This is a genomic window from Erythrobacter alti, assembly GCF_037996805.1.
GTDB lineage: Bacteria > Pseudomonadota > Alphaproteobacteria > Sphingomonadales > Sphingomonadaceae > Alteraurantiacibacter > Alteraurantiacibacter alti.
Genome location: NZ_JBBNAX010000007.1, coordinates 111,920 through 135,979 on the forward strand (window position 1 = coordinate 111,920; position 24,060 = coordinate 135,979).

Sequence of the window (24,060 nt, forward strand, 5' to 3'; positions counted from 1 at the left end):
TGATGGAAAAGGCAGAATCCGAAAAGCGGGTCGCACGCGTTCCGTTCAAGGTTGTCCTCATCTCGGTGGTCGGCCTGTGGATGGCCTATTTGCTGCTGATGACGCTGCGTGCCGAAATCCTCGGCATGGACCGCGTGGACGAGATGTTCATGCTGCGGATCCTCGCCACAATGGCTGGCATCGTGATAACGCTGGGCCTGTGGATCGTGCTGCGCCCGTTCGATGCGCGTCCCTTGTGGGTGAAGATCGCCGCGGCACTGGTCTTCGCGATGCCAGCGGCCTTGCTGAGCGCGCAGGCCAACGGCATCATCTTCGCCGATCTCCAGTCGGCACTGAACGAAAAAGTCATCCAGGAATTTGCCGACAGCCGTGGCGGTTCCGAAACTACGCTCGACTCCTCGCTCGTCGCCGACCTGCAACGCTTCATGTCGGACGGCGCCCGCATCCAGATTATCGAGATCGCACTGAGCCGCTATTTCATGCTGCTGGCATGGTGCGCGCTGTATATCGCCCTGCTGACCGGCGAGAAGGCACGCGCTGCGGAGCGACGCGAACAGAAATTCCGCAATGCCGCCAAGGCTGCCGAACTGCGCAGCCTGCGCTACCAGGTCAATCCGCACTTCCTGTTCAACACGCTCAATTCGCTGTCCGCGCTTGTGCTGACCGGCAAGACCCAGGCCGCCGAAACGATGATCCAGATGATCAGCACGTTCTACCGCCGCAGTCTCGCAGACGATCCGACATCGGATGTGCCGCTGAGTGATGAGATCGCACTTCAACGGCTGTATCTCGACATTGAAACGGTGCGGTTTCCGCGCCGCTTGGTCGCGAAATACGAGATCCCCGCCGATCTCGAGGATGCGCTTATTCCCGGCATGATCCTGCAACCGCTCGTGGAAAATTCGGTCAAGCACGCCGTAGCGCCGTCCGGCGGCCAGGTGACGATCACGCTCTCCGCGCGGGAGGAATACGGCAGGTTGGTGGTCAGCGTTTCGGATAACGGCACATCGGCCGCGCACCGTGACGATATACGACCGGGTTTCGGCATCGGGCTCAACAATGTCGAGGAGCGCCTGGCCGCGCGCTTCGGCAATGAAGCGACCGTCGCTTCGGGCCATTCACCCGAAGGCTATGTCACCCATCTGCGCCTGCCCCTGCTGCGTATGCGAAAGGCGATAGCGGCATGACCGACAATTCCACGGAAACATTGCGTACGCTGATCGTCGACGACGAACCGCTCGCCATCGAGCGAATGCAGGTCCTGTGCGCCGAGATCCCGCAACTCACCGTCATCGGCACGGCGAGCGATGGCGAGTCGGCGTTGCGGCTGGCAGAGAAACTCTCGCCCGACCTGTTGCTGCTCGACATGACCATGCCCGGCATGGACGGATTGCAGGTCGCCCAGAATGCGCGCGAGCAGGATCCGCAACCGGCGGTCATTTTCGTTACCGCGCATGAAAACTTTGCCGTCGAGGCCTTCGACCTCGAAGCGATCGACTACGTGCTCAAACCTGTTGCATCGGACCGGCTTGAACGCGCTATCGAGCGTGCCCTTGCAAGGCGCGGCGAGGCCGCCGGCGATGCCGGAAGCGAGTGGCTGACCGAGTTCTGGGTGCCGCACCGTTCCGAATTGCTGCGAATCGATGCCGAACAGGTTTTCCGCATCGATGCGGAGCGCGATTACGTGCGGCTTCACGTGGGCGAGACGAGCTATCTCTTGCTGCAGACGATCGCCGGGCTGGAAGAAAAGCTCGATCCGGACAAGTTTATCCGGATCCATCGTTCCACCATCCTGCGGCGCGATTTCATCCGCGGCCTCAAGCACGAAGGCCTTGGTGTCTGGTGCGCCGAACTGGACGATGGCGAGGAACTTCGCATCGGGCGCACCTACCTGAAGCAAGTGAAGGCAATGGCCGGACGCTAGGCGTCAGCTGAACGCTTTGCGGCAATCACATCAAATAGCGCTGGCCTGAATTGTCGGAGGGGTCGCACCGCAGCCGGTGGGACTGGAACGGCTGCGGTGCAATTTGTGAGATACGCCGATTCGAAACGGTGTGCCGCACAGGCTCGACTTGCGGGGCAAGCGCATCGACCAGAGAGTCACGCAGCCGACGAACGGCATTTTACATCTGACAAACGGCAATCAACGTGCATTGAGCATTTGCGATGGTGGCGCGGCTCGGGCAAAATCGCTGGCGTCATGACTGTCATCATCACCTTCCTGCTCGGTGTGGGCAATTTCGCCTGGCATTCGGCCGTGCTGGACAGCGGGCACAGGATGGTCAGCGATGTCCCTCCCCGACACCGCCAGCTTATCCGGTGGTCCAGTCTCGCGCTCGAATTCGTGCTGCTTTGCGCGGCGCTATACGCGGTAAACGCGGGCCATTCGCTGTGGATGTGGGTCTATCTGGGATATTCGGCGATCAACGGCGGAGCGGCGTGGCTGATCGTAAAGGGAAGTGTCTGACGAAAAGCCGGTTTTGCTCTGGCGTGTTCGGGTAACTAGCTGCTAGCCCGCGACCAATGGCCGATAAAAAGCTCCTGTTTCATCTCTCTGACATCCACTTCGGGCTCGAGGATAATCACGCGCTCGATTGGGTGGAGCGAGAAATTGCCGAGCGTCGTCCCGATGCGGTGGCGATCACCGGCGATCTGACCATGCGCGCGCGGACCGATGAATTTGCCGCCGCCGAAAAGTGGATTCATTCGCTGCAAGCGCCGGTGACGGTGGAGCCGGGCAATCACGACCTGCCGAATTATTACCTGCCATCACGCTATCTCAATCCGCTGGGCCGTTTCGAGGCCTTTCGCGAGGTGGTCGAAAAGCGCATCGAATTGCCGGGCATCGCACTGGTGCCTCTCAACACCAATGTCCCCGCGCAGCCGCGCCTGAACTGGTCCAAAGGCTGGATCACCGAACGGGCGCTGACCGATTGCCTCGACCAGATCGATGCGCTTCCCGAGGGGGGACGCGCGCTTGTTTGCGTGCATCATCCACTGCGTGAAACGGGGACCAAGGGCACGGCTCTCACCCGGAATGGCGAAAAGGCACTCGACGCCCTGGCCCAGCGCAACGTGCTCGGCGTGCTGTCGGGCCACGTGCATGACGCTTTCGACATCATGGAGCAGACGCCCCACGGTCCGGTCCGCATGGTTGGCGCGGGAACGCTCTCGCAACGGATCCGCTCGACCCCGCCCAGCTTTAATGAACTGACCTGGGATGGCGAGAACCTGCATGTTTGCGTGCGTAACCTGGAAGATATCGATACGCCGGCGATGATGATCGATGACGTGCCCGAAAACGCGCTTCCCCCGCGCAGCGAAGGCGAACCGGTGGCACCGATCGGGCGAGTACCGCGAACCGATCCGCCCGTTCATTAGCGCCCCAGCAGCGGCAAACCCCGAGTTTTTACGCCCTTTTGTCGGCTTTGAGTGACGCTTGGTCGCAATAATGGGGAACTTTTACGGCTAATTTCGTATTAAGATGCGGTGACGACGAAGGTTCTCATTGTCGAAGACGATCTGCTGAACAGAATGTTCTACGAAGCGGTCTTCAAGCAGCGCGGCTATGACATGATGGCGGTGGACGATGGCGCGCGTGTGCTCGATGCGGTCGATGCGTTCGAACCTGACCTTATAACGATGGATATCCACCTGCCGCACATCTCTGGTCGCAAGCTGATCCGGAAAATCCGGCGCAATCCGGCCACCAGGCATATCCCGATACTCGCGATTACCGCCTTTGCGGGACAGCGTGACGAAGACGAGATCCGGCGCGCGGGTGCCGGTGGCTATCTGGCCAAACCGATCAGCATCGACCGTCTGCTCGAAGCAGTGGATGGCCTGCTCGACGGTGCCCACTCACCCGAACTCCAGACCCAGCACTAGGTCGACTCCCGACCGGACAGCAAAAAGGGCGACCCTTCGTGGGGGCCGCCCTTCGCATTTCCCACCGTCGCGGGAACTGGTCTGGAGGCGACGAACGCCTCCGAAAAATCAACGCTTGCTAAACTGGAAGCTGCGGCGTGCTTTCGCGCGGCCATACTTCTTGCGTTCCACCACGCGGCTGTCGCGGGTGAGGAAGCCGGCGGCCTTGATCGTGGCGCGCAATGCCGGTTCGTAACGGGTCAGCGCTTGGCTGATGCCGTGCTTGACCGCGCCGGCCTGGCCAGAAAGGCCACCACCCGAAACGGTTGCTACGACATCATACTGGCCTTCACGGTCAGAGATGGCGAAAGGCTGGTTGATCACCAGGCGCAGCGTCGGACGTGCGAAATACACTTCCTGTTCCTTGCCGTTCACAGTGATCTTCCCGGAGCCGGGCTTGATCCAGACGCGTGCGGTAGCGTCCTTGCGGCGGCCGGTTGCATATGCACGGCCCTGCGCGTCGATTTCCTGCTCACGCAGGGGCATCGTGGGGGCTGCAGGAGCTGCTTCGCCTTCGCCACTTGCCGCAGCGTCGGCAGCAGGAGCATCACCGACCACATCCTTCAGGTCGGCGAGATCGGTCGCGGTGTTGTTTTCTTCGGTAGCCATTAGCCGGACACCTTGTTCTTGCGGTTCATCGAGGCAACATCGAGCACTTCGGGCTTCTGGCCGTCATGCGGGTGCTCTGTGCCATTATAGAGGTGCAGGTTCTTCATCTGCGCACGGCCAAGCGGACCCGTGGGGATCATGCGCTCGACAGCCTTTTCCAGCACGCGCTCGGGGAAGCGACCGTCGAGGACCTTCTCAGCAGTCGTTTCCTTAAGGCCACCGGGATAGCCGGTGTGCTTGTAGTAGACCTTCTTGGCAGCCTTGCCGCCCGTGAAGCGGACCTTGTCTGCGTTGATGACCACGACATGGTCACCGCAATCAACGTGCGGAGTGTAGCTCGGCTTGGTCTTGCCGCGCAGGATGTTGGCGATGATCGAAGCGAGACGGCCGACGACCAGTCCCTCGGCATCAATCAGATGCCACTTTTTCTCGACCTCGGCCGGCTTGATCGACCGTGTGGTCTTGCTCAGCGCCTTCATGGCTTTCGTTCCTTGGAATGCGTGTACGAATTGTTTGCCGGCACATGACGCAGAATCAATCTGCCAGAGCCAGCGAAGGGGCGCATCTGTCGCTTTGATGCCCGCAAGTCAAGCAAATCCGCGCCATTGCGTGGAGGTATAATAATACCACCAACCAGATAAGGCGCTCAGGCCGGGGCCAAATTCCAGCTTTCGCTAGTGATACGGCGGCTGTTTTCGACCTCGGTGATAATCTGCCTTGTGGCGGACCTCATCAGCCCGGTCGCGCTATCGCGCTCGCCATGAAAACGCGTGACCACACGGCCGCGGCCGCCATCGGGCAAGGCAATTTCCTGCTCTTCGAGCCGCTCCGCACCCGCCGGACTGAACAGATCGATCGGCATATGGGCGATGATTCTCTGCCCGGTCGCATGCAGTGCGCCGACAAATGTCTCGAGCGAGACGCGCTCGCCTTGGGACAGATGCTGGCTGTTCAGGGCCGCAATCGTTTGCTCCAGCGCCTCTTGTACGCTCGGACGTTCGGCCGAATGCGATTCGCTCGAGAGGATCAGGCCGAAAGGATCGAGCGCGAGCGGGAACATGCCGCTTTCGTCGCGCCCGCGTTCCATTTCCGCGAAACTCGCAAGTTGCTGCGGCGCGTCTACCGCGACTTCGCTTTGCTGCCCATGGAGCATGAAGCCACGCGAGAAGCGGCGAAACTCGACAGAAAAACATCGTGATACGCTGAAAGCGCTACCATCGACGAGGTCGCGCGTAACTTCGCGGTGATACACCATCGGTCGGGGCGGAGGATTGATCAGCCCGCCAGATACTGCTTGGGCATTTGCCTGGCGCCAGGTCAGGCAAGGCGCAATGGCAGCAGCAAGCGCGAGCCGGATCGCCCCGCGTCTGTCCGTCCCACCTGCACCTGTGTCAGCCATCGGTGTCCTCTTAAAAGGTCTGTTGCTTCAACCACGCAAGTGTCTCGGGCGGAGCCTTGTCTGCATGCCACCCGGCGATGGCGGGCGTATCGTAGGGATGAAGCGCGACCAGTCTTTCTACCGCAGCGTCTAGCAGCTTGGAGGTCGTCTTGAAAAGTACCCCCACTTCGCTTTCTTGCAGGACATCGCCTTGCCACCTGAAAACGGATGTGACGGCAGGGACAATATTGGCGCAGGCAACCAGCCTTTCCTCGACGAGTTTCCGGGCACATTGCCGCGCACTCTCAAGGTCGCCGAAAGGGCACCAGATGAGCGCAGCCCCGCTCACGCCCTGCGCCCCAGAACATGCGCGCCCCACGTGAAAGCCGCCACCAGCAATGCGCCGACAAATTGGTGCGCGACCGCAATCCAGAGCTCCACACCGGTCATCACCGTAGCGATTCCGAGAATTATCTGCGTGCCGAACGCGCTGTGAATGGCGATCGAGGCGCGCCGGTCGAGCGGGCGGACCTGTCGCGCCAGCACGACCAATCCGGCAACAGCAATCCAGGCCCACCAGCGATGGACGAAGTGGAGCCAGAAAGGATCATGCAGGAAAGCCCGCGCCACGCCGCGGTCCCAGTTCACTTCGGGCACCAGCCGCCCGTTCATCAGCGGCCAGCTATCCGACGCATGGCCGGCGTTGAGGCCTGCAACCCATGCGCCGACAAGCAATTGGATAAACAGGATGATCGCTACCCAACTTACCGTTCCGGTAAGCCGCGCAGGCGTTCGATTGCCCGAATGCCATTGCCGCAGGTCGAGCGCGGTCCAGACCAATCCAGCAAGCGTGAAAAAGGCAGTAAGGAGGTGGATCGATAGCCAGAAGTGCGAAACATCGGTCATCTCGACCGACAGGCCGGAGCGGACCATGAACCAGCCGAATGCACCCTGCAGCCCGCCCAGTGCCAGCAGCGCGAGCAGGCGAGGCTTGTAGCCTCGCGGGATTGCTCGCCTCACCCAGAACCATGCCAGCGGCACGGCAAAGACCAGGCCGATGACACGGCCCAGCAGGCGGTGGAACCATTCCCAGAAATAGATCGATTTGAACGCCGCCAGATCCATGCCCGCAGGCCCGCTCTCAAGCTGGAATTCGCCGGTGGTCTTGTACAATTCGAATTCGGCCTGCCAGTCCGCCTCGCTCAATGGGGGTAAGGCACCGGTCACCGGCCTCCACTCGGTGATCGACAGCCCGCTTTCGGTGAGGCGCGTGATGCCCCCCACCACAATCATGACAAGAACAAGGAGCGCGACGCTAAGTAGCCAGTGGGCCAGCGCGAGCGGGCGTGCGCGCGACTCGGCCTCCTCATTCGCTGCTATCGTGTTTGCCTGCGCCGCCATGGAGGCGGATTTGCGCATTATCTCGGCGGATCGCAAGCGCCTATAAGGCCGTATTGCGCCACTTGCCGTACAATCTGTTGCAAATCCGCCTCTTGCGCAATGTTATAGCGTAACATAAATAGGCCGCATGGCGCAGATAGCACCCTGGATTCGCGGCAAGCTCGACCGCGTCGGCATCTTTTTGTCGGCGCTATGCCTGTTGCACTGTGTCGTGGGCCTGTTGCTGGTTGCCGGCATGGGGCTTGGCGCTACCTTCTTCCTCGATCCGGCGATCCACAAGTTCGGCCTGCTGTTGGCCACGATCGTGGCAGGTGTCGCGATCGGCATGGGAGCGGTCCGTCATCGCCGCGCCGGTCCCTTCGTCATTGCCATGACGGGGTTGAGCTTCATGGGCGGTGCGCTCGCGGTAGGCCATGGCCCGGAAGAGGCCGTTCTGACAATGATCGGAGTCGGCCTTGTCGCTGTCGGGCACTTGCTCAACTTGCGTCACGCCTGACAGGCCTTATGTGGCGTTGGCGATGACGCAGACGCTCAATATCACCGTGAATGGCGACAGCCGCCAAACAATCGCCTCCACGATTGCCGATCTGGTGCTCGAATTGGGTCTGGAACCGGCCAAGGTCGCGGTCGAGCATAATGGCATAATTGCGCCGCGTTCCACCTTGCAAGAGGTGGCGCTGGGCGATGGCGACGTGCTGGAGATCGTGCATTTCGTGGGCGGAGGCTGAATTCGCAGCGGCGCGTCACTGGTCTTGCCTATGTCTGCAGCGGCAGATACCGCGCGGCTCATGAATCAGAATGCAAATGTCCAGGATGATAGCTGGGAAGTCGCCGGCCACCGTTTTACCAGCCGCCTGATTGTCGGCACGGGTAAATACAAGGATTTCGCCCAGAACGCCGCCGCGCTGGAAGCTTCGGGTGCGGAAATCGTGACGGTGGCGGTTCGCCGGGTGAATATCTCCGATCCGAGCCAGCCGGTGCTGATGGATCACATCGACCCGAAGAAGATCACCTACCTGCCCAATACAGCCGGCTGTTTCACCGCCGATGATGCGATCCGCACATTGCGGCTGGCGCGCGAGGCGGGTGGCTGGGAGCTGGTGAAGCTGGAAGTGCTCGGCGAGGCGAAGACGCTTTATCCCGACATGCGCGAAACCCTGAAAGCCACAGAAGTGCTGGTGAAAGAGGGTTTCAAGCCGATGGTCTATTGCGTGGACGATCCAATCGCCGCCAAGCAATTGGAAGAGGCGGGCGCGGTAGCCATCATGCCGCTTGGCGCGCCAATCGGCAGCGGTTTGGGCATCCAGAATCAGGTGACGATCCGCCTCATCGTCGAGGGAGCGAATGTGCCGGTGCTGGTCGATGCGGGCGTGGGCACCGCTTCGGATGCCGCCGTTGCGATGGAACTGGGCTGCGACGGCGTGCTGATGAACACTGCCATTGCCGAGGCGAAAGATCCGATCCGCATGGCGCGCGCGATGAAGCTGGCGGTGCAGGCCGGGCGCGATGCCTATCTTGCAGGCCGCATGGGCCGCCGCAAATATGCTGACCCGAGCAGTCCGCTGGCCGGATTGATCTGACCCTACGGATCGAAAAACGGCGCAGCCACACGCAATATTAACCATGCTGCGCGACAACAGCTTTGAAACAGCTGGAGTCCGTGACATGGGCCACACATCAAAGACCGCTTCAATCGCGATTGCCGAGATGCGCGAGTTTGCCAGTTTTACCGTGCACGAGCGCGATTTTATCGAACGCTCGCTAGACATTGGCCTGGGCCGAGGTGACGCATTCAAGTCGTGGAGCCGTGATCCCAAGGACCAGCGCGCCATCCGCCAGCAATATCTCGCTTATCGCGAACTCCGCCAGTTGCGCGCACTGGTGCCCGCCGGTGCCAGTTTCGACGGCATCGAGGGTTTCCTTGGTTCGCTTATCCGCATTTCCGCTGGCGACCTCGCGCTTGAGCAGATCGACGGCTTCTCGGCCTATCGGTTCCTCTATGAGCGATTGCTCGGCGCGGCTGTGCGGCCATATCTGCCGTCGGCATTTTGCGGAGCGGCCGCGCTACCGCATATTGCGCCTGAACGTCGCAAGCTGCTGCTTCAGAGCCTCAGCGAAGCCGCCGCCACCGCACCCGCATGGTCACCCACCGAGCCGGGCTTCTATCCCGAGAAAATTGTCGACGAAGCGGCCTGACCGAAGGCGTCAATACAGCGCTTCCATGCGCTCGCCATAGGTTTCGCGGATTTCGTGGCGACGGATTTTCATCGTCGGGGTCATCTGGTTATTGTCGACGGTGAAGGGCTCGTCCGCGAATTCGAATTTGCGGATTTTTTCGATCACCGACAAGTCCTGGTTCGTCCGGTCGATCGCGGCCTTTACTGCCCTGCCGAATGCAGGCAGTGCCTGTAGCTCGGCCATATCGAATTTCTCGCCATTCACCCGCGCCCAGTCCGCGGCCCATTCGGCATCGGGCACGATGAGCGCGGTCATATATGGCTTCTTGTCACCCATCACCATCGCCTGGCTGATCTCGGGCTGGAGCGTAAGCATCCCCTCCAGCTTCTGCGGTGCGACGTTGTCGCCCTTGTCATTGACGATGATGTCTTTTTTTCGGTCAGTGATCTTGATCCGGCCCTTTTCGTCCAGATGCCCCACATCGCCCGTGTGCAACCAGCCGCCTTCCAGAGTGCGTTCGGTATCGTCGGGACGCTGCCAATAGCCCTTCATCACCAGCTCGCCGCGGACGAGGATTTCGCCGTCTTCGGCGATCTTCACCTCGACACCGCGCAGCGGCGGGCCGACCGTATCCATCTTCAGGCCTGCGCGCGGGCGATTGCAGCTGACCACCGGCCCGCTTTCGGTCTGGCCATAGCCTTGCAGCATGGTCAGCCCCATTGCCTCGAAGAAATTGCCGACTTCAGGATTGAGCGGCGCGCCGCCCGATACCATCGCCTTCATTCTCCCACCGAAACGTGCGCGTATCTTGGGCCGCAGCGTGCGTTCCAAGATCAGGTCCATCGGCAGGTCAAGCAGCCGTTTGGCACCGTGCTTCGATTCGTGCTCGGTTATCGATAGCGCGCGATCCATCAGGTAATTGGCGAATTTACCCTGCTTGCTCACCTGCTTCATGATCCGCGCACGCAACACTTCGAACAGGCGCGGCACGACCACCATGATCGTGGGACGCACTTCCTCGATATTGCTGGCGAGTTTCTCCAGTCCTTCGGAGTAATAGATCTCCGCGCCCACGCCGATGGGCAGGAACTGGCCGCCCGAATGCTCATAAGCGTGGCTGAGCGGGAGGAAGGAGAGGAAGCGTTCGTCCTCGATCCCGAAATCCTCGACAAGCACCTCGGCAGCGCCCGCGACATTGCACAGGATTGCGCCATGCGGCTGCATGACGCCGCGTGGCGCACCGCTCGTTCCGCTGGTGTAGATGATGCATGCGGTGTCCTGGCGCTGGATGCCTTCGATGCGCTTTTCCACCGCGGCACGGGCCTCGGCAGCATCGCCGGCCAGCATATCGTCCCAGCTGTGCAGGTCGAAAGGCCCGGTCTGCGAGGAGCCGAGCGGATCGATGGCAATCACATTCTTGGCGCGGCCGGTTTTCATGATCGCGGGAAACAGCGCCTTGGCCAGCTTGGAATTCGATACGATGACCGTGCTGGCACCCGAATCGTCCAGGATATGGGCGTGATCGCGTTCGGTGTTGGTGGTGTAGGCGGGAGTGGAAATGCCGCCTGCCGCCATCACTGCAAGATCGGCGATGCACCATTCGGGGCGGTTCTCGGACACGATGACCACACGGTCGCCATCGCGCAGGCCGATGCGACGCAGGTTTTCCGCCATCAGGCAGACCTGACGTGCGACGTCTGCCCAGCTGGTGGAGGTCCACTCGCCATCCACCTTTGCACTCAGGAAAGGGGCATCGCCCTTCTGATCGGCACGCCGCAGGAAGAGCGCAACCAGATTCCGGGCATCGTCGATGTCATTCAGCTGCACGCGCATTATTCTCCCGCTTGCACCGGGTAATCCCGGTTGCATGTGTAATTACCAGCGAGTTAGGCCCCCCGGCGCTCTCCCGCAAGCCCGGCGCTATTGCGTTACCGCCGCGCCCTCGCTGCGCGGATCGGCGGCGCCTATCCATCGGCCAGCGCGGAATTCAACCGCGTTTGCCTTGAGCGGCAGACCGCGCGTGGTGACATTGTGCCCCATCGCTTCTAGCGCGGCATGGAGGCCGGGAACAGTATTGCCCTCTTCCAGCTCGACCCGGTCAGCGGGCGAATAGAGCATCGGCAGAGCAATGGCTTCCTGAGCCGAAAGGTCCCAGTCGATATAGCCGACCAGCGCCTTGGCGACTTGCACAGGGATGGTGCTTCCGCCCGCTGCTCCGATTGCGAGCACCGGCGTACCGTTTTCGTCGAACACGATTGTCGGCGCCATTGAACTGCGCGGCCGTTTGCCGCCTTCCACGCGATTGGCAACCGGCTGGCCGTCGCGCGAAGGGCGGAAGCTGAAGTCGGTCAGTTCGTTGTTGAGATAATAGCCGCCGAACATCAGCCCGGAGCCGAACGGGCCTTCGATGGTCGACGTCCACGACACCACATTTCCCGCGCTGTCGACCACGGCAAAGTGGCTGGTTCCGTTCTCGACCGGCTCGTCGCCGTCGGGCCACGCACTGGCAATTCCCGCCGGTGTGCCGGCCGCGACCGTTGCCATCCGCGTCCCGGGTGCGATCAACTGGCTGCGTGCTGACAGATAGGCGGGATCGGTCAGGCCTGTCGCGGGGACCGATACAAAATCGGGGTCGGCCAGATAGGCTTCGCGGTCGGCATAGGCGAGGCGCTGGCTTTCGGCGAACAGGTGCCATGCCGTGGGCGATGCGGCGCCCAGGGCTGCCATGTCGAAGCGTTCGAGCTGGCCGATAATCGCGAGCACTGTGCTTGCCCCTGAAGATGGCGGACCCATCGAGCAAATCGTATATTCGCGATAGTCGCCACACAGCGGGGGCCGGTCGGCAGTGGTGTATTCCGTGATGTCGCTCTCGCGCATCGCGGCAGTTCCGGGCGTCTGCGCTGCGACATGCGCCGCGAGGGCCGCAGCCGTCGCTTCGTAGATATGGCTCGGACCATCATTAGCGAGAGCTTCCAGCGTATCGGCAAGCACCGAATTGGTCAGCCGTGTGCCAACCGGCCGGACTTTGCCTTCGCTGTCGAACAGCAGCGCGCGGCCTTCCGCCTGGTGTGCCGCCCGTTCGCGGGACCGCTCCGCGTAGTATGCGCCGCGCTCGCTCAACACCCAGCCTTCGCGTGCAAGGCGAATGGCGGGCTGGAACAGCGCCGCCCATTCCAATTGCCCGTATTGCTCATGCGCCCTGGCGGCGAGCGCGATACTGCCCGGCACACCAACCGAACGCCCGCTGATCACGGCATCGCGGTATCCCAGCGGCTCGCCATCCTCACCCAGAAACCAGTCGGATCCCGCCTCGGCAGGCGCGGTCTCGCGGCCATCGATCGAGATGATGGCACCATTGCTATCGCTGCGCAGGAAGAATCCACCGCCGCCGATGCCCGAACTCTGTGGCTCGACCACGGTGAGCGCGAGCATGACGGCAATTGCTGCATCAGTGGCGCTGCCGCCCTGTCGCAGGATCTCGGCCCCGGCTTCGGCAGCGCGCGGATCGGCTGCGCTGACGACGCCGTTATGCGCCAGCGGCGTTGGCTCCATTGCCGGCGAAGTCTCAAGCGACTGGCAGGCAGTCAGCAGGATGGCGGCGGAAGAGGCGGCGAGGACGGCGCGGAAATAGTTCATGGTAGCGGGCCTATTCGCTTCCGACTGCGTCGGCAATGGAGGCAAAGCCATCGCGGCGCATCAATTCCTCCAACCCTCCGGTAACCTCCCGGGCAATGCCCGGTCCGCGGTAAATCATCGCGCTGTAAAGCTGCACGAGGCTGGCTCCTGCGCGAATGCGCTCCCATGCATCTTGTGCTGTCGCTATTCCGCCCACCCCGATCAGCGGCAGGTCGGTTCCGGCCACATCGCGGAACTTGCGCAATTGCGCGAGCGCGAGCGATTTGAGCGGTGCGCCCGAAAGACCGCCAGCCTCGCCCGCGTCGGCCGAGGTCAGTGGCGGGCGCGAGATCGTGGTGTTCGACACGATCAGCGCCGCAATGTCATTATCGAGCGCGGCGCGCACGATCCTCTCGTGGTCGCCATCCTCCAGATCAGGCGCGACCTTCAGGAAGACCGGCGGATCGCCCTGGCTGCGAGCGCTCGCCACGGCTTCGAGCAGGTTTTCCAGCTCCCCCTTGGCCTGCATGTTGCGCAGGCCGGGTGTGTTGGGAGAACTGATATTGACCGTCATGTAGTCGGCCACGCGCTTCATCGCCGTGATGCCGGTGACGTAATCGGCAATGCGATCATCCGATTCCTTGTTCGCGCCGACATTCACGCCGACAATCCCGGGCCGGTCTGACAGGCGTTTCACAAGTCGCTTGTGCGCGGCCTCCAGCCCGTGGTTGTTGAAGCCCATGCGGTTGATGACAGCCCCGTCCTCCACGAGCCGGAAAAGTCGGGGCCTGGGATTACCGGGCTGCGGCAGCGGTGTGATCGAGCCGACCTCGACATGGCCGAACCCCAGGCCCAGTAGCGCGCCGGGTACCTCGGCATCCTTGTCGAAACCCGCAGCCATGCCCAGCGGATTGGGAAAATCGAGGCCTGCCAGTTTCACGGCGAGCGGTCCGCCGGGCTCGGCACACTTGCCTTTCGGCCCAGCTTTCAGCGCTGCAATCGATAGCCCGTGCGCGCGTTCGGGATCGAGTTTGAAGATGGCGGGGCGGAGGAGATCGTAGAACATGGCGCGGCTCATGGCAGTTAGATCCATTATGGTGCAAACAAAACTGCGCGAAATCGCCGAAAGCTGGAACGATGTCGCCTTCTTACAATAAATTGCCACACGAATCGCATATCAGGCTCTTGCGACCCGAAGGGCTCGAAGCGCAAGGCGTAACGAGTTCTCCACTTAGAAGGGCGGCAGTCTTATGATTGCCGCCCTCTTTTTTATCCAGCTCTCATGCACTTGCTGCCGGACATGCTTTCATCCGTGCCGCGATTCGCCTAGGCGTTGCTTCAAAGCTACCAAGGATCGCCGTAATGAAACTCCCCCTCCGCCATTCGATCATCCTCGCCACCAGCGCGCTCGCGCTGGCAGGCTGCACCAATGTTTCGGGCCAGGCAGATGCGTCCGGCGCATCGATGAGTGCGCAGCAGCAAGTGCCGGCCGACATCAACGCTTTCTTCGAGAACTACGATGCTGCCAGCCTTGCCATGTCGCCCGAAGGAAAGGCCTATCGCGGCATTCGCGATGAAGATTACGGATTATGGAACGACGAGTCGGTCGAGGCCGATGATGCTCGCCGGGCACTGCGACTGGCCTATCTTGCACAGATGCGCTCCGGGTATGACCTGGCTGAACTCGACGGCCAGGATGCGCTATCCTATCGCTTGTTCGAGGCCGTGGCGGAGCGTTCCGCCCTGCTCGACCCCTATCGCGAGTACGGCTATATTTTCGACCAGATGAACGGGTCGCAGAGCGGTATCCCGGCCTTCCTGATCAATACCCACACGGTGACCAATACGGATCACGCGCGCTCCTACATATCGCGGATCGAGGGCATTGGCGGGCTGATGGACACGCTGATCGCCCGCGCGGCAGAGCGTGCGGCCAATGGCGTCATGCCGCCTGACTGGGTCTATCCCTATGTCCTCAGTGACATCGAAAACCTGCTGGCTGCGGGGCTCGACAATGCGGTGCTCGAGGATTTTCGTGGCGAAGTAAGCATGCTCGACATCAGCGAAGACGAACAGGCGGCGCTGGTCGCCGATGCAGAGGCTGCGTGGCAGGCTCACGCCATCCCCGCTTACCAGCGATTGCAGGCCGAGATACTGCGCCAGCAGGCAGTTGCGCCGACCGATGACGGGATTTGGCGCTTTGCGCAGGGCGCGGATTACTACGACGCGCTGCTGTCTTACTACACCACCACCGATCTGTCCGCTGACGAGGTTCATGATATCGGCCTTCGCGAAGTGGCCCGGATTCACGGCGAGATGCGCGGCATCATGGAACAGGTCGGCTTCGAAGGCAGCCTGCAGGACTTCTTCCAGTATACCCGCAATGGCGACCAGTTCTTCCACACCAGCCGTGAAGACTACCTCGCCGAAGTGGACACGGTGCTTGCCGCCATGGACGAGCGCCTGCCCCATTTCTTCATCACGCTTCCCGAGTATGAATTGCAGATCAAGCCGGTCGAGGCCTTCCGCGAACAGAGCGCGGGCAAGGCATTCTACCAGAGCCCCGCGCCCGACGGTTCGCGGCCGGGCACCTATTACGTAAACCTGTACAATCTGCGCGACATGAGCCGGAACGAGCTGGAGGCGCTCGCCTATCACGAGGCATCGCCCGGCCACCATATGCAGCGATCCATCCAGACCGGCCTGGGCGATTTGCCGCCATTCCGCCGGTTCGGCGGATTCACTGCCTATACCGAAGGTTGGGGCCTTTATTCGGAAGAGCTTGGCAAGGACATGGGCTTCTATACCGATCCCTATTCGGATTTCGGCCGGCTTGGCATGGAGCTGTGGCGCGCTGCGCGGCTGGTGGTCGACACCGGCATCCACCACAAGCGCTGGAGCCGCGAAGAGGCAATTGCCTATCTCACCGAAAACACGCCCAATCCCGACGGCGATATCCGCAAGGCGATCGAGCGCTACATAGTCTATCCGGGACAGGCGACAGCATACATGATCGGCAAGCTGAAGATCATGGAGCTGCGCGAACGGGCTCGGACCGCTCTGGGCGATGACTTCGATATCCGCCAGTTCCACGAGGTGGTGCTGGTCAATGGCCCTGTGCCACTTGATATTCTCGAGGAGCAGGTTGATGCCTGGATTGCGGCAGAACTGCGCTAAATTCACAACACTCACTTGTAGGAAAGCGACAATGTCGCTGAGTTACAATGCGCAGCCAACGGGAGCGGCTACCACCATTGATGGGGGTCGCTCGGGTTTGGTCGCTACCCGAACTTTACTGCGACAAGCGGGGCGGCATGATTCACGGGTCGCATCTGGTGAAACATGCCGTCCCCTTTTTCCCTAGATTATTTTGACCCCCCGCCCGAACTGGCGCGCCACATCCTGGTGCTGTTCCATTTCACTACCGAGCTGCCACAAATCGAGGATCTGCAACCCGGCGCGCTCGGCCAATTGGTGGTCTTTCCCAAGGGTAGCGGTGCCATGCGATTTGCAGAGCGCGCCGATCCTGCCACCGCCAAGGCGCATCTTTTCAGCGGGTTCAGCTCCGCCGCGCCGTTCGAGATGCGGGGGCCGTGGCATGCCATCGGCGCTTCGCTTTCTCCGCTCGGCTGGGCGGCGCTAACCGGCAAGCCGGCCTGCGAATATATCGACCGCTTCATGCCTGCCACCGAATTGCTGGGTGACGAAGTGGAGGTTTTCGCGGCCGAGCTTTCCGAGGATTATTGTGCGGGCGAATTAACCGGGCTGGAGGCTGCGCGCGCGCTCGGCAATTGGATCGGCGGGCGTCTCGGCACTATTCCGCGGGCGCATGAACGGCTTATCGAACAGGTCATCGCGTGGCTGGGCACGTCGCTCAATCCCGAACTGGAATCCCTTTTCGCAAACCTAGCCTATTCGCGCCGGCAGGCCGAGCGATTGGTCGAGCGGTATTTCGGCCTTCCACCCGCAGCCCTTGCACGCAAATACCGCGCGGTCAGGGCTGCTGCGTTGCTGGCGAAGGAGAATCTTTCGCATCACGAAGAAGGTGCAATCGCCGACGCGTTCTACGACCAGCCGCATATGGTGCACGAGATCCGCCGCTATTGTGGTTACACCCCTTCGCGCCTTGGCGGTGACGGACAGCCGATCCTAAAAACGCTGCTGCAAATGAAGAACTTCAGCCGACTGCAGGATTTCCGGGCTTCCTAATCCGCAATCCGCTTGCGCGACACGTGCGCGGCTAGCGTTGTCCGAGTCTGTATTGCTAACGACTCGCAACAGGCGGATTCGGGTTGATTCAGCGCATTTTACGCATAGATGGCTAATCAGACTGATTTGGTCTGATTTAGATTGCGCGCGAGAACATGAGACTGTCCAACCTAGCCGATTACGCCGTCGTCACGATGACGGCCGCAGCGCGCCATTGCGGCGGCGGGCGGACCAGTGCGAGCGAACTGGCGGGCGAAACAGGGCTTCCCGTACCGACGGTGCAGAAAGTTGTCAGCAAGCTCACCGCTGCGGGCCTGCTGCGCTCCATGCGCGGCGCTGGCGGAGGCCTGCAACTGGCCCGGCCTGCCGCTGCGATCAGTGTCGCTGATATCGTCGAGGCCATCGAAGGCCCGATTGCGCTTACCGCGTGCATGGAAAACGGCGAATGCGCGGTGGACCATGGTTGCGCGGTGAAGCCGCATTGGCCGCTCATCAATTCGGCCTTGCGCGGCGCGCTCGCCGATATTTCGCTTACCCGGCTGGTGCTCCAGCAGGCAGGTCCGGAAATGCTCCGGCAAACAACAGTAGAACTGGCATGACCGAAGACACACAGCTCCAGTCCCGCGACGAGATGGACCAGGATGCGCGCGATGCAGCCGCCAAGGCGGCCGATTACGAGCATGGCTGGTCGTCCGACATCGAGCAGGAATTCGCCGAAAAGGGCCTGACCGAAGACACGGTACGGTTCATTTCAGGCAAAAAGGGCGAGCCGGAATGGATGCTCGACTGGCGGCTCAAGGCGTTCCGCCTGTGGCAGACCATGGAAGAGCCCAACTGGGCCAAGGTCGGCTATCCCAAGATCGATTACCAGGACGCCTATTATTACGCCGAGCCCAAGGCCAAGCCCAAGCTGGATTCGCTCGACGATCTCGATCCCGAAATCAAGGCGGTCTACGACAAGCTGGGCATCCCCATTGCCGAGCAGGAAGTGCTCGCGGGCGTCGAAGGTGCGCGCAAGGTTGCCGTCGACGCAGTGTTCGACAGCGTCAGCGTTGCCACCACATTTCGCAAGGAGCTGGAGAGCGCAGGCGTCATCTTCCGCTCTATCAGCGAAGCGGTGCGCGAATATCCGGAACTGGTGAAGAAGTGGCTCGGCAAGGTCGTGCCGCAGCATGACAATTACTTTGCCACCTTGAACAGCGCGGTCTTTTCGGATGGCACCTTCGTTTACATCCCCGAGGGCGTGCGCTGCCCGATGGAGCTGTCGACCTATTTCCGCATCAACGCCGAAAACACCGGACAGTTCGAACGCACGCTGATCGTGGCCGAGAAGGGGTCCTACGTCTCCTATCTCGAAGGCTGCACCGCTCCGATGCGCGACGAGAACCAGCTCCACGCCGCAGTGGTGGAACTGGTCGCGATGGAAGATGCCGAGATCAAATATTCGACCGTGCAGAACTGGTATCCGGGCAATTCCGAAGGCGTGGGCGGGATTTACAATTTCGTCACCAAGCGCGGGCTGTGCCAGGGCGCCCGCTCGAAAATTTCGTGGACGCAGGTCGAAACCGGCAGCGCGGTGACGTGGAAGTACCCGTCTTGCGTGCTCAACGGTGAAGACAGCGTCGGCGAATTCTACTCGGTCGCGGTTACAAATAACCACCAGCAGGCCGATACAGGAACCAAAATGGTTCACAATGGCAAGGGCTCGCGCTCGACCATCATTTCCAAGGGGATTTCGGCGGGCAAGAGCAACAACACCTATCGCGGCCTTGTCCGCGTGGGCGCGAATGCCGACAATGTGCGCAATTTCACCCAGTGCGACAGCCTGCTGCTCGGCGACAAATGCGGCGCGCATACTGTGCCCTATATCGAGGTGAAGAACCCGACCGCGCAGATCGAGCACGAGGCAACCACCAGCAAGATTTCCGACGACCAGTTGTTCTACGCCATGCAACGCGGGCTGGGCGAGGAAGAGGCCGTGGCGCTGATCGTCAACGGTTTTGCCAAGCAGGTGCTGAAGGAACTGCCGATGGAATTCGCCGTCGAAGCGCAGAAGCTGCTGGCAATCTCGCTTGAGGGGAGTGTGGGGTGAAGCAGCTTTCCAAATCGGACGTAGTCTCAATGGCCCGCTCCCACAGTCGCGGTAACAAGAAACAGCTCGAGGCAAGTCGAGGCGCGGAATGCTTTGGCTGCTCACGTGCATTCGCTGCAAAGGCGGTGGTTGACTGGCGGGATGAATGGGTCAGCCCAGAGACTAACAACCGCGTACCCAGATGGACCGCACTCTGCCCGGAATGTGGCGAACCAACAGTGATTGGCGATGCGTCCGGCCTGCTAGAAGATCAGGCTTTCGTGGCGATCGTACGACACATGCTAAACGAAGAAGGTGCGGCGCTCTGATGACTGAACGCAAAACCCTCAAGGTGCGCGACACTGCCGATGCCGAAGCGCCCGCGCTCGAGAAAAAGGGCCGGGGCTGGAAGATTTCCGACAAGCGACTCGATGTGCTGCACGATCAGGCGCGCGATATGAAGCGGCATGCGTCCGAGGCGCACAAGGCGCTCGCGGCGCGTTTCGCCAAGGCTGACCTCGGCAAATACACCTTCAAGCGCTTCGCCGTGGTCGGCAGCGCGATTGTCGATTTCAACTGCCACAACCTCGGCATGGCCATCGCCATCGACGAGGAGGGCGCGGATGAAAAGCTCGCCCGCCGCCGCGACAAGAGCCTCGAATCGGTCGGTGTGCGCGTGATGCACATCAAGGCCGCCGACATTCTCGAAAACATGGACGAGGTCCTCGCTCGCATCACCGCCGGAATGCGCCTGCGCATTGCCGACAAGGCGCAGGCCCGCCGCGAACATTTCGCGCAAGGGCGCAAGGATGATGAGCGTGGCGAGTGAGTCCATCCTGACCCTGGTGCGCATGGCGCAGGACCACGGCATGGCCGGCAAGCTGACCAATTGGTCCAAGGCCGATGTCTGGTGGTTCGAAGGCACGATGCCGCAAGACATTCTCATGGCGGGCACTGAAGATCCCGCACTCGACTATTACGAACAGGCCGCAAGCCCGCACCATCGCGGCGATATCGGCTTCATCGACGACGCGGCAAAGCTCGCGATCTCGTTCGACACACAGAAAGACGACAATGCTTAAAATCGACAACCTCTCCGCCGAAATCGACGGCAAGCCTATCCTCAAGGGTCTCACGCTCGAAGTGAACGCGGGCGAAGTGCACGCGATCATGGGCCCCAATGGCGCGGGCAAGTCTACGCTCGCCTATGTGCTGGGCGGGCGCCCCGGATACGAAGTGACCGGCGGTTCGGTCAGCTTCAAGGGCAAGGATTTGCTCGACATGGAGCCGCACGAGCGCGCCGCTGCGGGCATGTTCCTCGGCTTCCAGTATCCGGTCGAGATCCCCGGCGTATCCAACGTGCAATTCCTGCGCGAGGCGTTGAATTCCCAGCGCAAGGCGCGCGGCGAAGAACCCCTGTCTGGCGGCGATTTCCTGAAGCTGGCGCGCGAGAAGGCAGGCCTGCTCAAGCTCGACATGGAAATGCTCAAGCGTAACGTAAACGTCGGCTTCTCGGGTGGCGAGAAAAAGCGCAACGAGATGGTCCAGATGGGCATTCTCGATCCCGCCTTCGCCGTGCTCGACGAGACCGATAGCGGACTTGATATCGACGCGCTCAAGGTTGTGGGCGAAGGGATCAATGCGATCATGCGCGACCCGGCCAAGGGCGTGCTGCTGATTACGCACTACCAGCGCCTGCTCGACTATGTGCAGCCCGATTTCGTCCATATCCTCTCGCAAGGTGCCATCGTGAAGACCGGTGGCGCGGATCTCGCCAAGCAGCTCGAGGCCGAAGGCTATGACGAGGTGATGGCGGCATGAGCGAAGCGGCAACCCTCCCTTTGCCAACCACGCACGACGAGGATTGGCGCTATGCCGACGCGGATTTCCTCGCGGCATCCGATCCCGGCGCGATCCACCACTGGCGCACGCTCGATGTGCCGGCGGGTGAAGTGCGGCGCGAATGCAAGGTCATCTCCTCGGGCAGCGAATGCCCCGGCGCGGTCGACCGCCTGCGCGTGCACGTCGGCAAGGGGGGCCGGTTCGAGGCTTTCGTCACGAATGCCGGTGGACGATACAACCGCGTTGAGGTCGAAGTAACGCTGGAAGAAGGCGCACACTTCGAATTTGGCGGCGTGATATTGGGCGGTGGCGACAAGGTGCAGGAATTCGTCTCCCGCACTATCCATGCGCACCCCAATGCAACTAGCAACCAGGTCGTCCGCTCCGTGCAATGGGGCCGCTCGACGGGCAATTTCCTCGGCCGTATCGAAGTCGCGCGCGACGCGCAGAAAACCGACGCTGCGCAGAATTTCCGCGCAATCCTGCTCGAAAAGGGCGCCAGCGCCAACACCAAGCCGGAACTGGAAATTTTCGCCGACGACGTGCTGTGCGCACATGGCGCAGCGATCGGGCAGATGGATGAAATGGCGCGCTATTACATGGCCAGCCGTGGCATTTCGCCGCAGGTCGCCAAGCGCCTGCTGGTGCAGGCCTTCATCGGCGATGCCTTTGTCGCGATCGATGACGATGCGACGCAAGAGCGGATGCTGTCAGAAACGCTCGATTTTCTGGAGGACACGCTTTGAGCACCTCCCCGGCCATGGAAGCGATCTCTCGCCCGCTCGCCAGCAGGGCCGATTTCCCCGGCCTGGTGACGCCCGCCGGCGCGCCGTGGCACTATCTCGATTCAGCCGCGACCGCGCAAAAGCCGCAAGTCGTGATTGACGCGCTGAGCGATGCTGCCGGCAAGGACTACGCGACCGTCCACCGCGGCGTTTACGCCCGTTCGGCGGACATGACGCGCGGTTTTGAAGATGCACGGCGCACCGTCGCGGCGCTGATCGGCGGGAAGGACAGCGAGCTTATCTTCACCCGCGGCGCGACCGAGGCGATCAATCTTCTCGCCTATTCCTATCCGGACAAGGGCCGCGTGCTGCTGTCAGAGCTGGAGCATCATTCCAACATCGTGCCGTGGCAGCTGGCCGGATGGCAGGTGGATGTGTGCCCGATCACCGACGACGGGCAGATCGATCTCGACGCCGCCGAAGCCATGCTCACGCCGGAACACACGATGGTCGCCTTTGCGCATGTCTCCAACGTGCTGGGCTCCATGCTCGATGCCAGGCGCGCCGCCGAACTGGCGCATGCAGTCGGCGCAAAGCTGCTGCTCGACGGATGCCAGGCCGTGCCGCGCATGCCGGTCGACGTGGCTGCGATTGGCTGCGATTTCTACGCCTTCAGCGCGCACAAGCTCTACGGCCCGACCGGTATCGGCGCGTTGTGGGGCAAGGCGGAACAGCTCGATGCCATGCCGCCGTGGCAAGGTGGCGGCGCGATGATCGACGCGGTCAGCTTTGCGAAGACCACCTATGCGCCCGCACCGCAACGCTTCGAGGCCGGCACGCCTGCAATCGTCGAAGCCGTGGGCTTTGCGGCCGCCTGCGATTACGTCTCCGCCATCGGGCTGGACGCCATCCACGCGCATGAAGCCAATCTCGTTGCGCAGGCGCGCGAGGCGCTTGGCGCAATGAACGATGTGACGCTGTTTGGCCCGGAAGAAAGTGCAGGCATCGTCAGTTTTCTGATCGACGGTATTCACCCGCACGATCTGGGCACCATATTGGATGAAGAGAATGTGGCGATCCGCGCGGGCCACCATTGCGCGCAGCCGCTGATGGCCAGGCTGGGCGTGACCGCTACGGCACGCGCCAGTTTCGGCATTTATTCGGATGAAGATGATGTGGCGGCGCTGATCCGCGGCATCGAACGTACCAAGAGGATTTTCGGCTGATGGATAATCAGAGCGACCTGGAATCGAAGACCGGCAAGGACTATGTCGCGGCACCTGCTCCCAACGAGCAGGTCGTCGGCAAGCCGCCGCGCGCGCGGGTGTCGGACGCCCCGATCCCCGATGAGGAAAGCGCTGGCGCTAAGCTGGAGCGCAAGCGCGACTATCTTGACGGTTTCCTCGCCAAGAAGCCGGAGAACGTGTCTCCGGGTGAACCCGGCGGTGAACTGCACCAGAACGTGATCGACGCGCTCAAGGACATTTACGATCCGGAAATCCCGGTGAATATCTACGACCTCGGCCTGATCTACAATGTTGAGGTGAGTGAAGAATCGGATGTGGTCGTCACCATGACGCTGACAACGCCGCATTGTCCGGTCGCTGAAACCATGCCGCAGGAAATCGAGATGCGCGTGATGGGCCTGCCCGGCGTGCGCGATGCGGAAGTCGTTGTGACATGGGATCCGCCGTGGGACCCGTCCAAGATGAGCGACGAGGCGCGGCTCGAACTGGGGATGCTTTGATGGCCGATCCCAAGACCCGCACCATGCCCGCCGCCGTAACTCTCACCAAGGCCGCCGAACAGCGCGTGGCCGATCTCATGGCGAAAGCGCCCGACGATGCCATCGGCGTGAAGCTGTCGACCCCGCGCAGGGGTTGCTCGGGACTTGCCTATTCGGTCGATTACGTCACCGAAGAGGTCGCTTTCGACGAGAAGATCGAGACGCCGGGCGGCGTCTTTTACATCGACGGCGCGAGCGTGCTCTACCTCGTCGGCAGCGTGATGGACTGGGTGGAAGACGATTTCACCGCAGGTTTCACGTTCGAGAACCCCAACGCCAAGGGCGCATGCGGTTGCGGCGAAAGTTTCATGGTCTAGCG

At 61.6% G+C, this 24,060-nt stretch carries 28 protein-coding genes; 20 read left to right on the top strand and 8 right to left on the bottom strand.

Annotation, left to right across the window (positions count from 1 at the left end):
• Positions 1–2 precede the first annotated feature (2 nt).
• The 5 genes from AAC850_RS08300 (at position 3) to AAC850_RS08320 (ending at position 3,888) form a co-directional block, all read left to right on the top strand.
• The gene (locus tag AAC850_RS08300) at positions 3–1,187 is read left to right on the top strand and encodes a sensor histidine kinase (protein ID WP_340588243.1); all 1,185 of its coding nucleotides are present in this window, start codon (positions 3–5) and stop codon (positions 1,185–1,187) included.
• On the top strand, positions 1,184–1,924 hold the full coding sequence (locus tag AAC850_RS08305) for a LytR/AlgR family response regulator transcription factor (RefSeq protein WP_340588244.1): 741 nt from the start codon (positions 1,184–1,186) through the stop codon (positions 1,922–1,924). Before AAC850_RS08300 ends, AAC850_RS08305 begins: the two co-directional genes overlap by 4 nt.
• Before the next feature lie 276 nt (positions 1,925–2,200).
• On the top strand, positions 2,201–2,467 hold the full coding sequence (locus AAC850_RS08310) for a hypothetical protein (RefSeq protein ID WP_340588245.1): 267 nt from the start codon (positions 2,201–2,203) through the stop codon (positions 2,465–2,467).
• A 56-nt stretch (positions 2,468–2,523) separates the two neighbouring features.
• The gene (locus AAC850_RS08315) at positions 2,524–3,381 is read left to right on the top strand and encodes a metallophosphoesterase family protein (RefSeq protein ID WP_340588246.1); all 858 of its coding nucleotides are present in this window, start codon (positions 2,524–2,526) and stop codon (positions 3,379–3,381) included.
• A 108-nt stretch (positions 3,382–3,489) separates the two neighbouring features.
• Complete coding sequence (locus AAC850_RS08320; RefSeq protein WP_340588247.1) at positions 3,490–3,888, top strand: response regulator; 399 nt, start codon at positions 3,490–3,492, stop codon at positions 3,886–3,888.
• 108 nt (positions 3,889–3,996) lie between these two features.
• On the opposite strand, the gene rpsI is transcribed toward AAC850_RS08320, so the two are convergent.
• The 5 genes from rpsI to AAC850_RS08345 all read right to left on the bottom strand — a co-directional run bounded on the left by rpsI (position 3,997) and on the right by AAC850_RS08345 (position 7,315).
• On the bottom strand, positions 3,997–4,536 hold the full coding sequence (gene rpsI / locus AAC850_RS08325) for a 30S ribosomal protein S9 (protein WP_340588248.1): 540 nt from the start codon (positions 4,534–4,536) through the stop codon (positions 3,997–3,999).
• A complete protein-coding gene (rplM, locus tag AAC850_RS08330; protein ID WP_340588249.1) occupies positions 4,536–5,015 on the bottom strand; it encodes a 50S ribosomal protein L13 in 480 nt (159 codons plus the stop codon). Before rplM ends, rpsI begins: the two co-directional genes overlap by 1 nt.
• A 167-nt stretch (positions 5,016–5,182) precedes the next feature.
• The gene (locus AAC850_RS08335; RefSeq protein WP_340588250.1) at positions 5,183–5,935 is read right to left on the bottom strand and encodes a hypothetical protein; all 753 of its coding nucleotides are present in this window, start codon (positions 5,933–5,935) and stop codon (positions 5,183–5,185) included.
• Positions 5,936–5,945: 10 nt separating this feature from the next.
• Positions 5,946–6,263, bottom strand: coding sequence for a divalent-cation tolerance protein CutA (gene cutA / locus AAC850_RS08340; protein WP_340588251.1), 318 nt, complete (start codon positions 6,261–6,263; stop codon positions 5,946–5,948).
• Positions 6,260–7,315, bottom strand: a complete 1,056-nt coding sequence (locus AAC850_RS08345; RefSeq protein WP_340588252.1) for a COX15/CtaA family protein — start codon at positions 7,313–7,315, stop codon at positions 6,260–6,262. Before AAC850_RS08345 ends, cutA begins: the two co-directional genes overlap by 4 nt.
• Before the next feature lie 127 nt (positions 7,316–7,442).
• Here AAC850_RS08345 and AAC850_RS08350 point away from each other — a divergent pair, with 127 nt between their 5' ends.
• The 4 genes from AAC850_RS08350 (at position 7,443) to AAC850_RS08360 (ending at position 9,511) form a co-directional block, all read left to right on the top strand.
• Positions 7,443–7,811 (top strand): MerC domain-containing protein, encoded by a 369-nt coding sequence (locus AAC850_RS08350; RefSeq protein WP_340588253.1) that lies wholly within the window; start codon positions 7,443–7,445, stop codon positions 7,809–7,811.
• 22 nt (positions 7,812–7,833) lie between these two features.
• Entirely contained in the window at positions 7,834–8,043 is a 210-nt protein-coding gene (gene thiS / locus AAC850_RS13970; RefSeq protein ID WP_422723187.1) for a sulfur carrier protein ThiS, read from the top strand.
• Between the two features lie 60 nt (positions 8,044–8,103).
• Entirely contained in the window at positions 8,104–8,895 is a 792-nt protein-coding gene (locus AAC850_RS08355) for a bifunctional sulfur carrier protein/thiazole synthase protein (protein WP_422723188.1), read from the top strand.
• 85 nt (positions 8,896–8,980) lie between these two features.
• Complete coding sequence (locus AAC850_RS08360) at positions 8,981–9,511, top strand: hypothetical protein (RefSeq protein WP_340588254.1); 531 nt, start codon at positions 8,981–8,983, stop codon at positions 9,509–9,511.
• A 9-nt stretch (positions 9,512–9,520) separates the two neighbouring features.
• On the opposite strand, the gene AAC850_RS08365 is transcribed toward AAC850_RS08360, so the two are convergent.
• The 3 genes from AAC850_RS08365 to AAC850_RS08375 all read right to left on the bottom strand — a co-directional run bounded on the left by AAC850_RS08365 (position 9,521) and on the right by AAC850_RS08375 (position 14,186).
• On the bottom strand, positions 9,521–11,326 hold the full coding sequence (locus AAC850_RS08365) for an AMP-dependent synthetase/ligase (RefSeq protein ID WP_340588255.1): 1,806 nt from the start codon (positions 11,324–11,326) through the stop codon (positions 9,521–9,523).
• An 87-nt stretch (positions 11,327–11,413) separates the two neighbouring features.
• A complete protein-coding gene (ggt, locus tag AAC850_RS08370) occupies positions 11,414–13,129 on the bottom strand; it encodes a gamma-glutamyltransferase (protein ID WP_340588256.1) in 1,716 nt (571 codons plus the stop codon).
• Positions 13,130–13,139: 10 nt separating this feature from the next.
• Positions 13,140–14,186 carry a quinone-dependent dihydroorotate dehydrogenase gene (locus AAC850_RS08375; protein ID WP_340588549.1) on the bottom strand — a complete coding sequence of 349 codons (1,047 nt, stop codon included), beginning with the start codon at positions 14,184–14,186 and terminating at the stop codon, positions 13,140–13,142.
• A gap of 284 nt (positions 14,187–14,470) precedes the next feature.
• Here AAC850_RS08375 and AAC850_RS08380 point away from each other — a divergent pair, with 284 nt between their 5' ends.
• The 11 genes from AAC850_RS08380 to AAC850_RS08430 all read left to right on the top strand — a co-directional run bounded on the left by AAC850_RS08380 (position 14,471) and on the right by AAC850_RS08430 (position 24,058).
• Positions 14,471–16,285 carry a DUF885 domain-containing protein gene (locus tag AAC850_RS08380; RefSeq protein WP_340588257.1) on the top strand — a complete coding sequence of 605 codons (1,815 nt, stop codon included), beginning with the start codon at positions 14,471–14,473 and terminating at the stop codon, positions 16,283–16,285.
• A 228-nt stretch (positions 16,286–16,513) separates the two neighbouring features.
• Entirely contained in the window at positions 16,514–17,317 is an 804-nt protein-coding gene (locus AAC850_RS08385; protein ID WP_340588258.1) for a helix-turn-helix domain-containing protein, read from the top strand.
• A gap of 155 nt (positions 17,318–17,472) precedes the next feature.
• On the top strand, positions 17,473–17,916 hold the full coding sequence (locus tag AAC850_RS08390; protein ID WP_340588259.1) for an SUF system Fe-S cluster assembly regulator: 444 nt from the start codon (positions 17,473–17,475) through the stop codon (positions 17,914–17,916).
• Entirely contained in the window at positions 17,913–19,409 is a 1,497-nt protein-coding gene (gene sufB, locus AAC850_RS08395; protein WP_340588260.1) for a Fe-S cluster assembly protein SufB, read from the top strand. The genes AAC850_RS08390 and sufB overlap by 4 nt, the downstream gene beginning before the upstream one ends.
• A gap of 307 nt (positions 19,410–19,716) precedes the next feature.
• Positions 19,717–20,217: a DUF559 domain-containing protein gene (locus tag AAC850_RS08400; protein WP_340588261.1), complete on the top strand. Its 501-nt coding sequence runs from the start codon at positions 19,717–19,719 to the stop codon at positions 20,215–20,217.
• On the top strand, positions 20,207–20,470 hold the full coding sequence (locus AAC850_RS08405; RefSeq protein ID WP_340588262.1) for a hypothetical protein: 264 nt from the start codon (positions 20,207–20,209) through the stop codon (positions 20,468–20,470). The genes AAC850_RS08400 and AAC850_RS08405 overlap by 11 nt, the downstream gene beginning before the upstream one ends.
• On the top strand, positions 20,463–21,209 hold the full coding sequence (sufC, locus tag AAC850_RS08410) for a Fe-S cluster assembly ATPase SufC (protein WP_340588264.1): 747 nt from the start codon (positions 20,463–20,465) through the stop codon (positions 21,207–21,209). The genes AAC850_RS08405 and sufC overlap by 8 nt, the downstream gene beginning before the upstream one ends.
• Positions 21,206–21,976 (top strand): SufD family Fe-S cluster assembly protein, encoded by a 771-nt coding sequence (locus AAC850_RS08415; protein WP_340588265.1) that lies wholly within the window; start codon positions 21,206–21,208, stop codon positions 21,974–21,976. The genes sufC and AAC850_RS08415 overlap by 4 nt, the downstream gene beginning before the upstream one ends.
• Before the next feature lie 14 nt (positions 21,977–21,990).
• On the top strand, positions 21,991–23,181 hold the full coding sequence (locus tag AAC850_RS08420; protein ID WP_340588550.1) for an aminotransferase class V-fold PLP-dependent enzyme: 1,191 nt from the start codon (positions 21,991–21,993) through the stop codon (positions 23,179–23,181).
• Positions 23,181–23,702, top strand: coding sequence for an SUF system Fe-S cluster assembly protein (locus AAC850_RS08425; protein ID WP_340588266.1), 522 nt, complete (start codon positions 23,181–23,183; stop codon positions 23,700–23,702). The genes AAC850_RS08420 and AAC850_RS08425 overlap by 1 nt, the downstream gene beginning before the upstream one ends.
• Positions 23,702–24,058, top strand: a complete 357-nt coding sequence (locus AAC850_RS08430) for a HesB/IscA family protein (protein WP_340588267.1) — start codon at positions 23,702–23,704, stop codon at positions 24,056–24,058. Before AAC850_RS08425 ends, AAC850_RS08430 begins: the two co-directional genes overlap by 1 nt.
• The last annotated feature ends 2 nt before the right edge of the window (positions 24,059–24,060 follow it).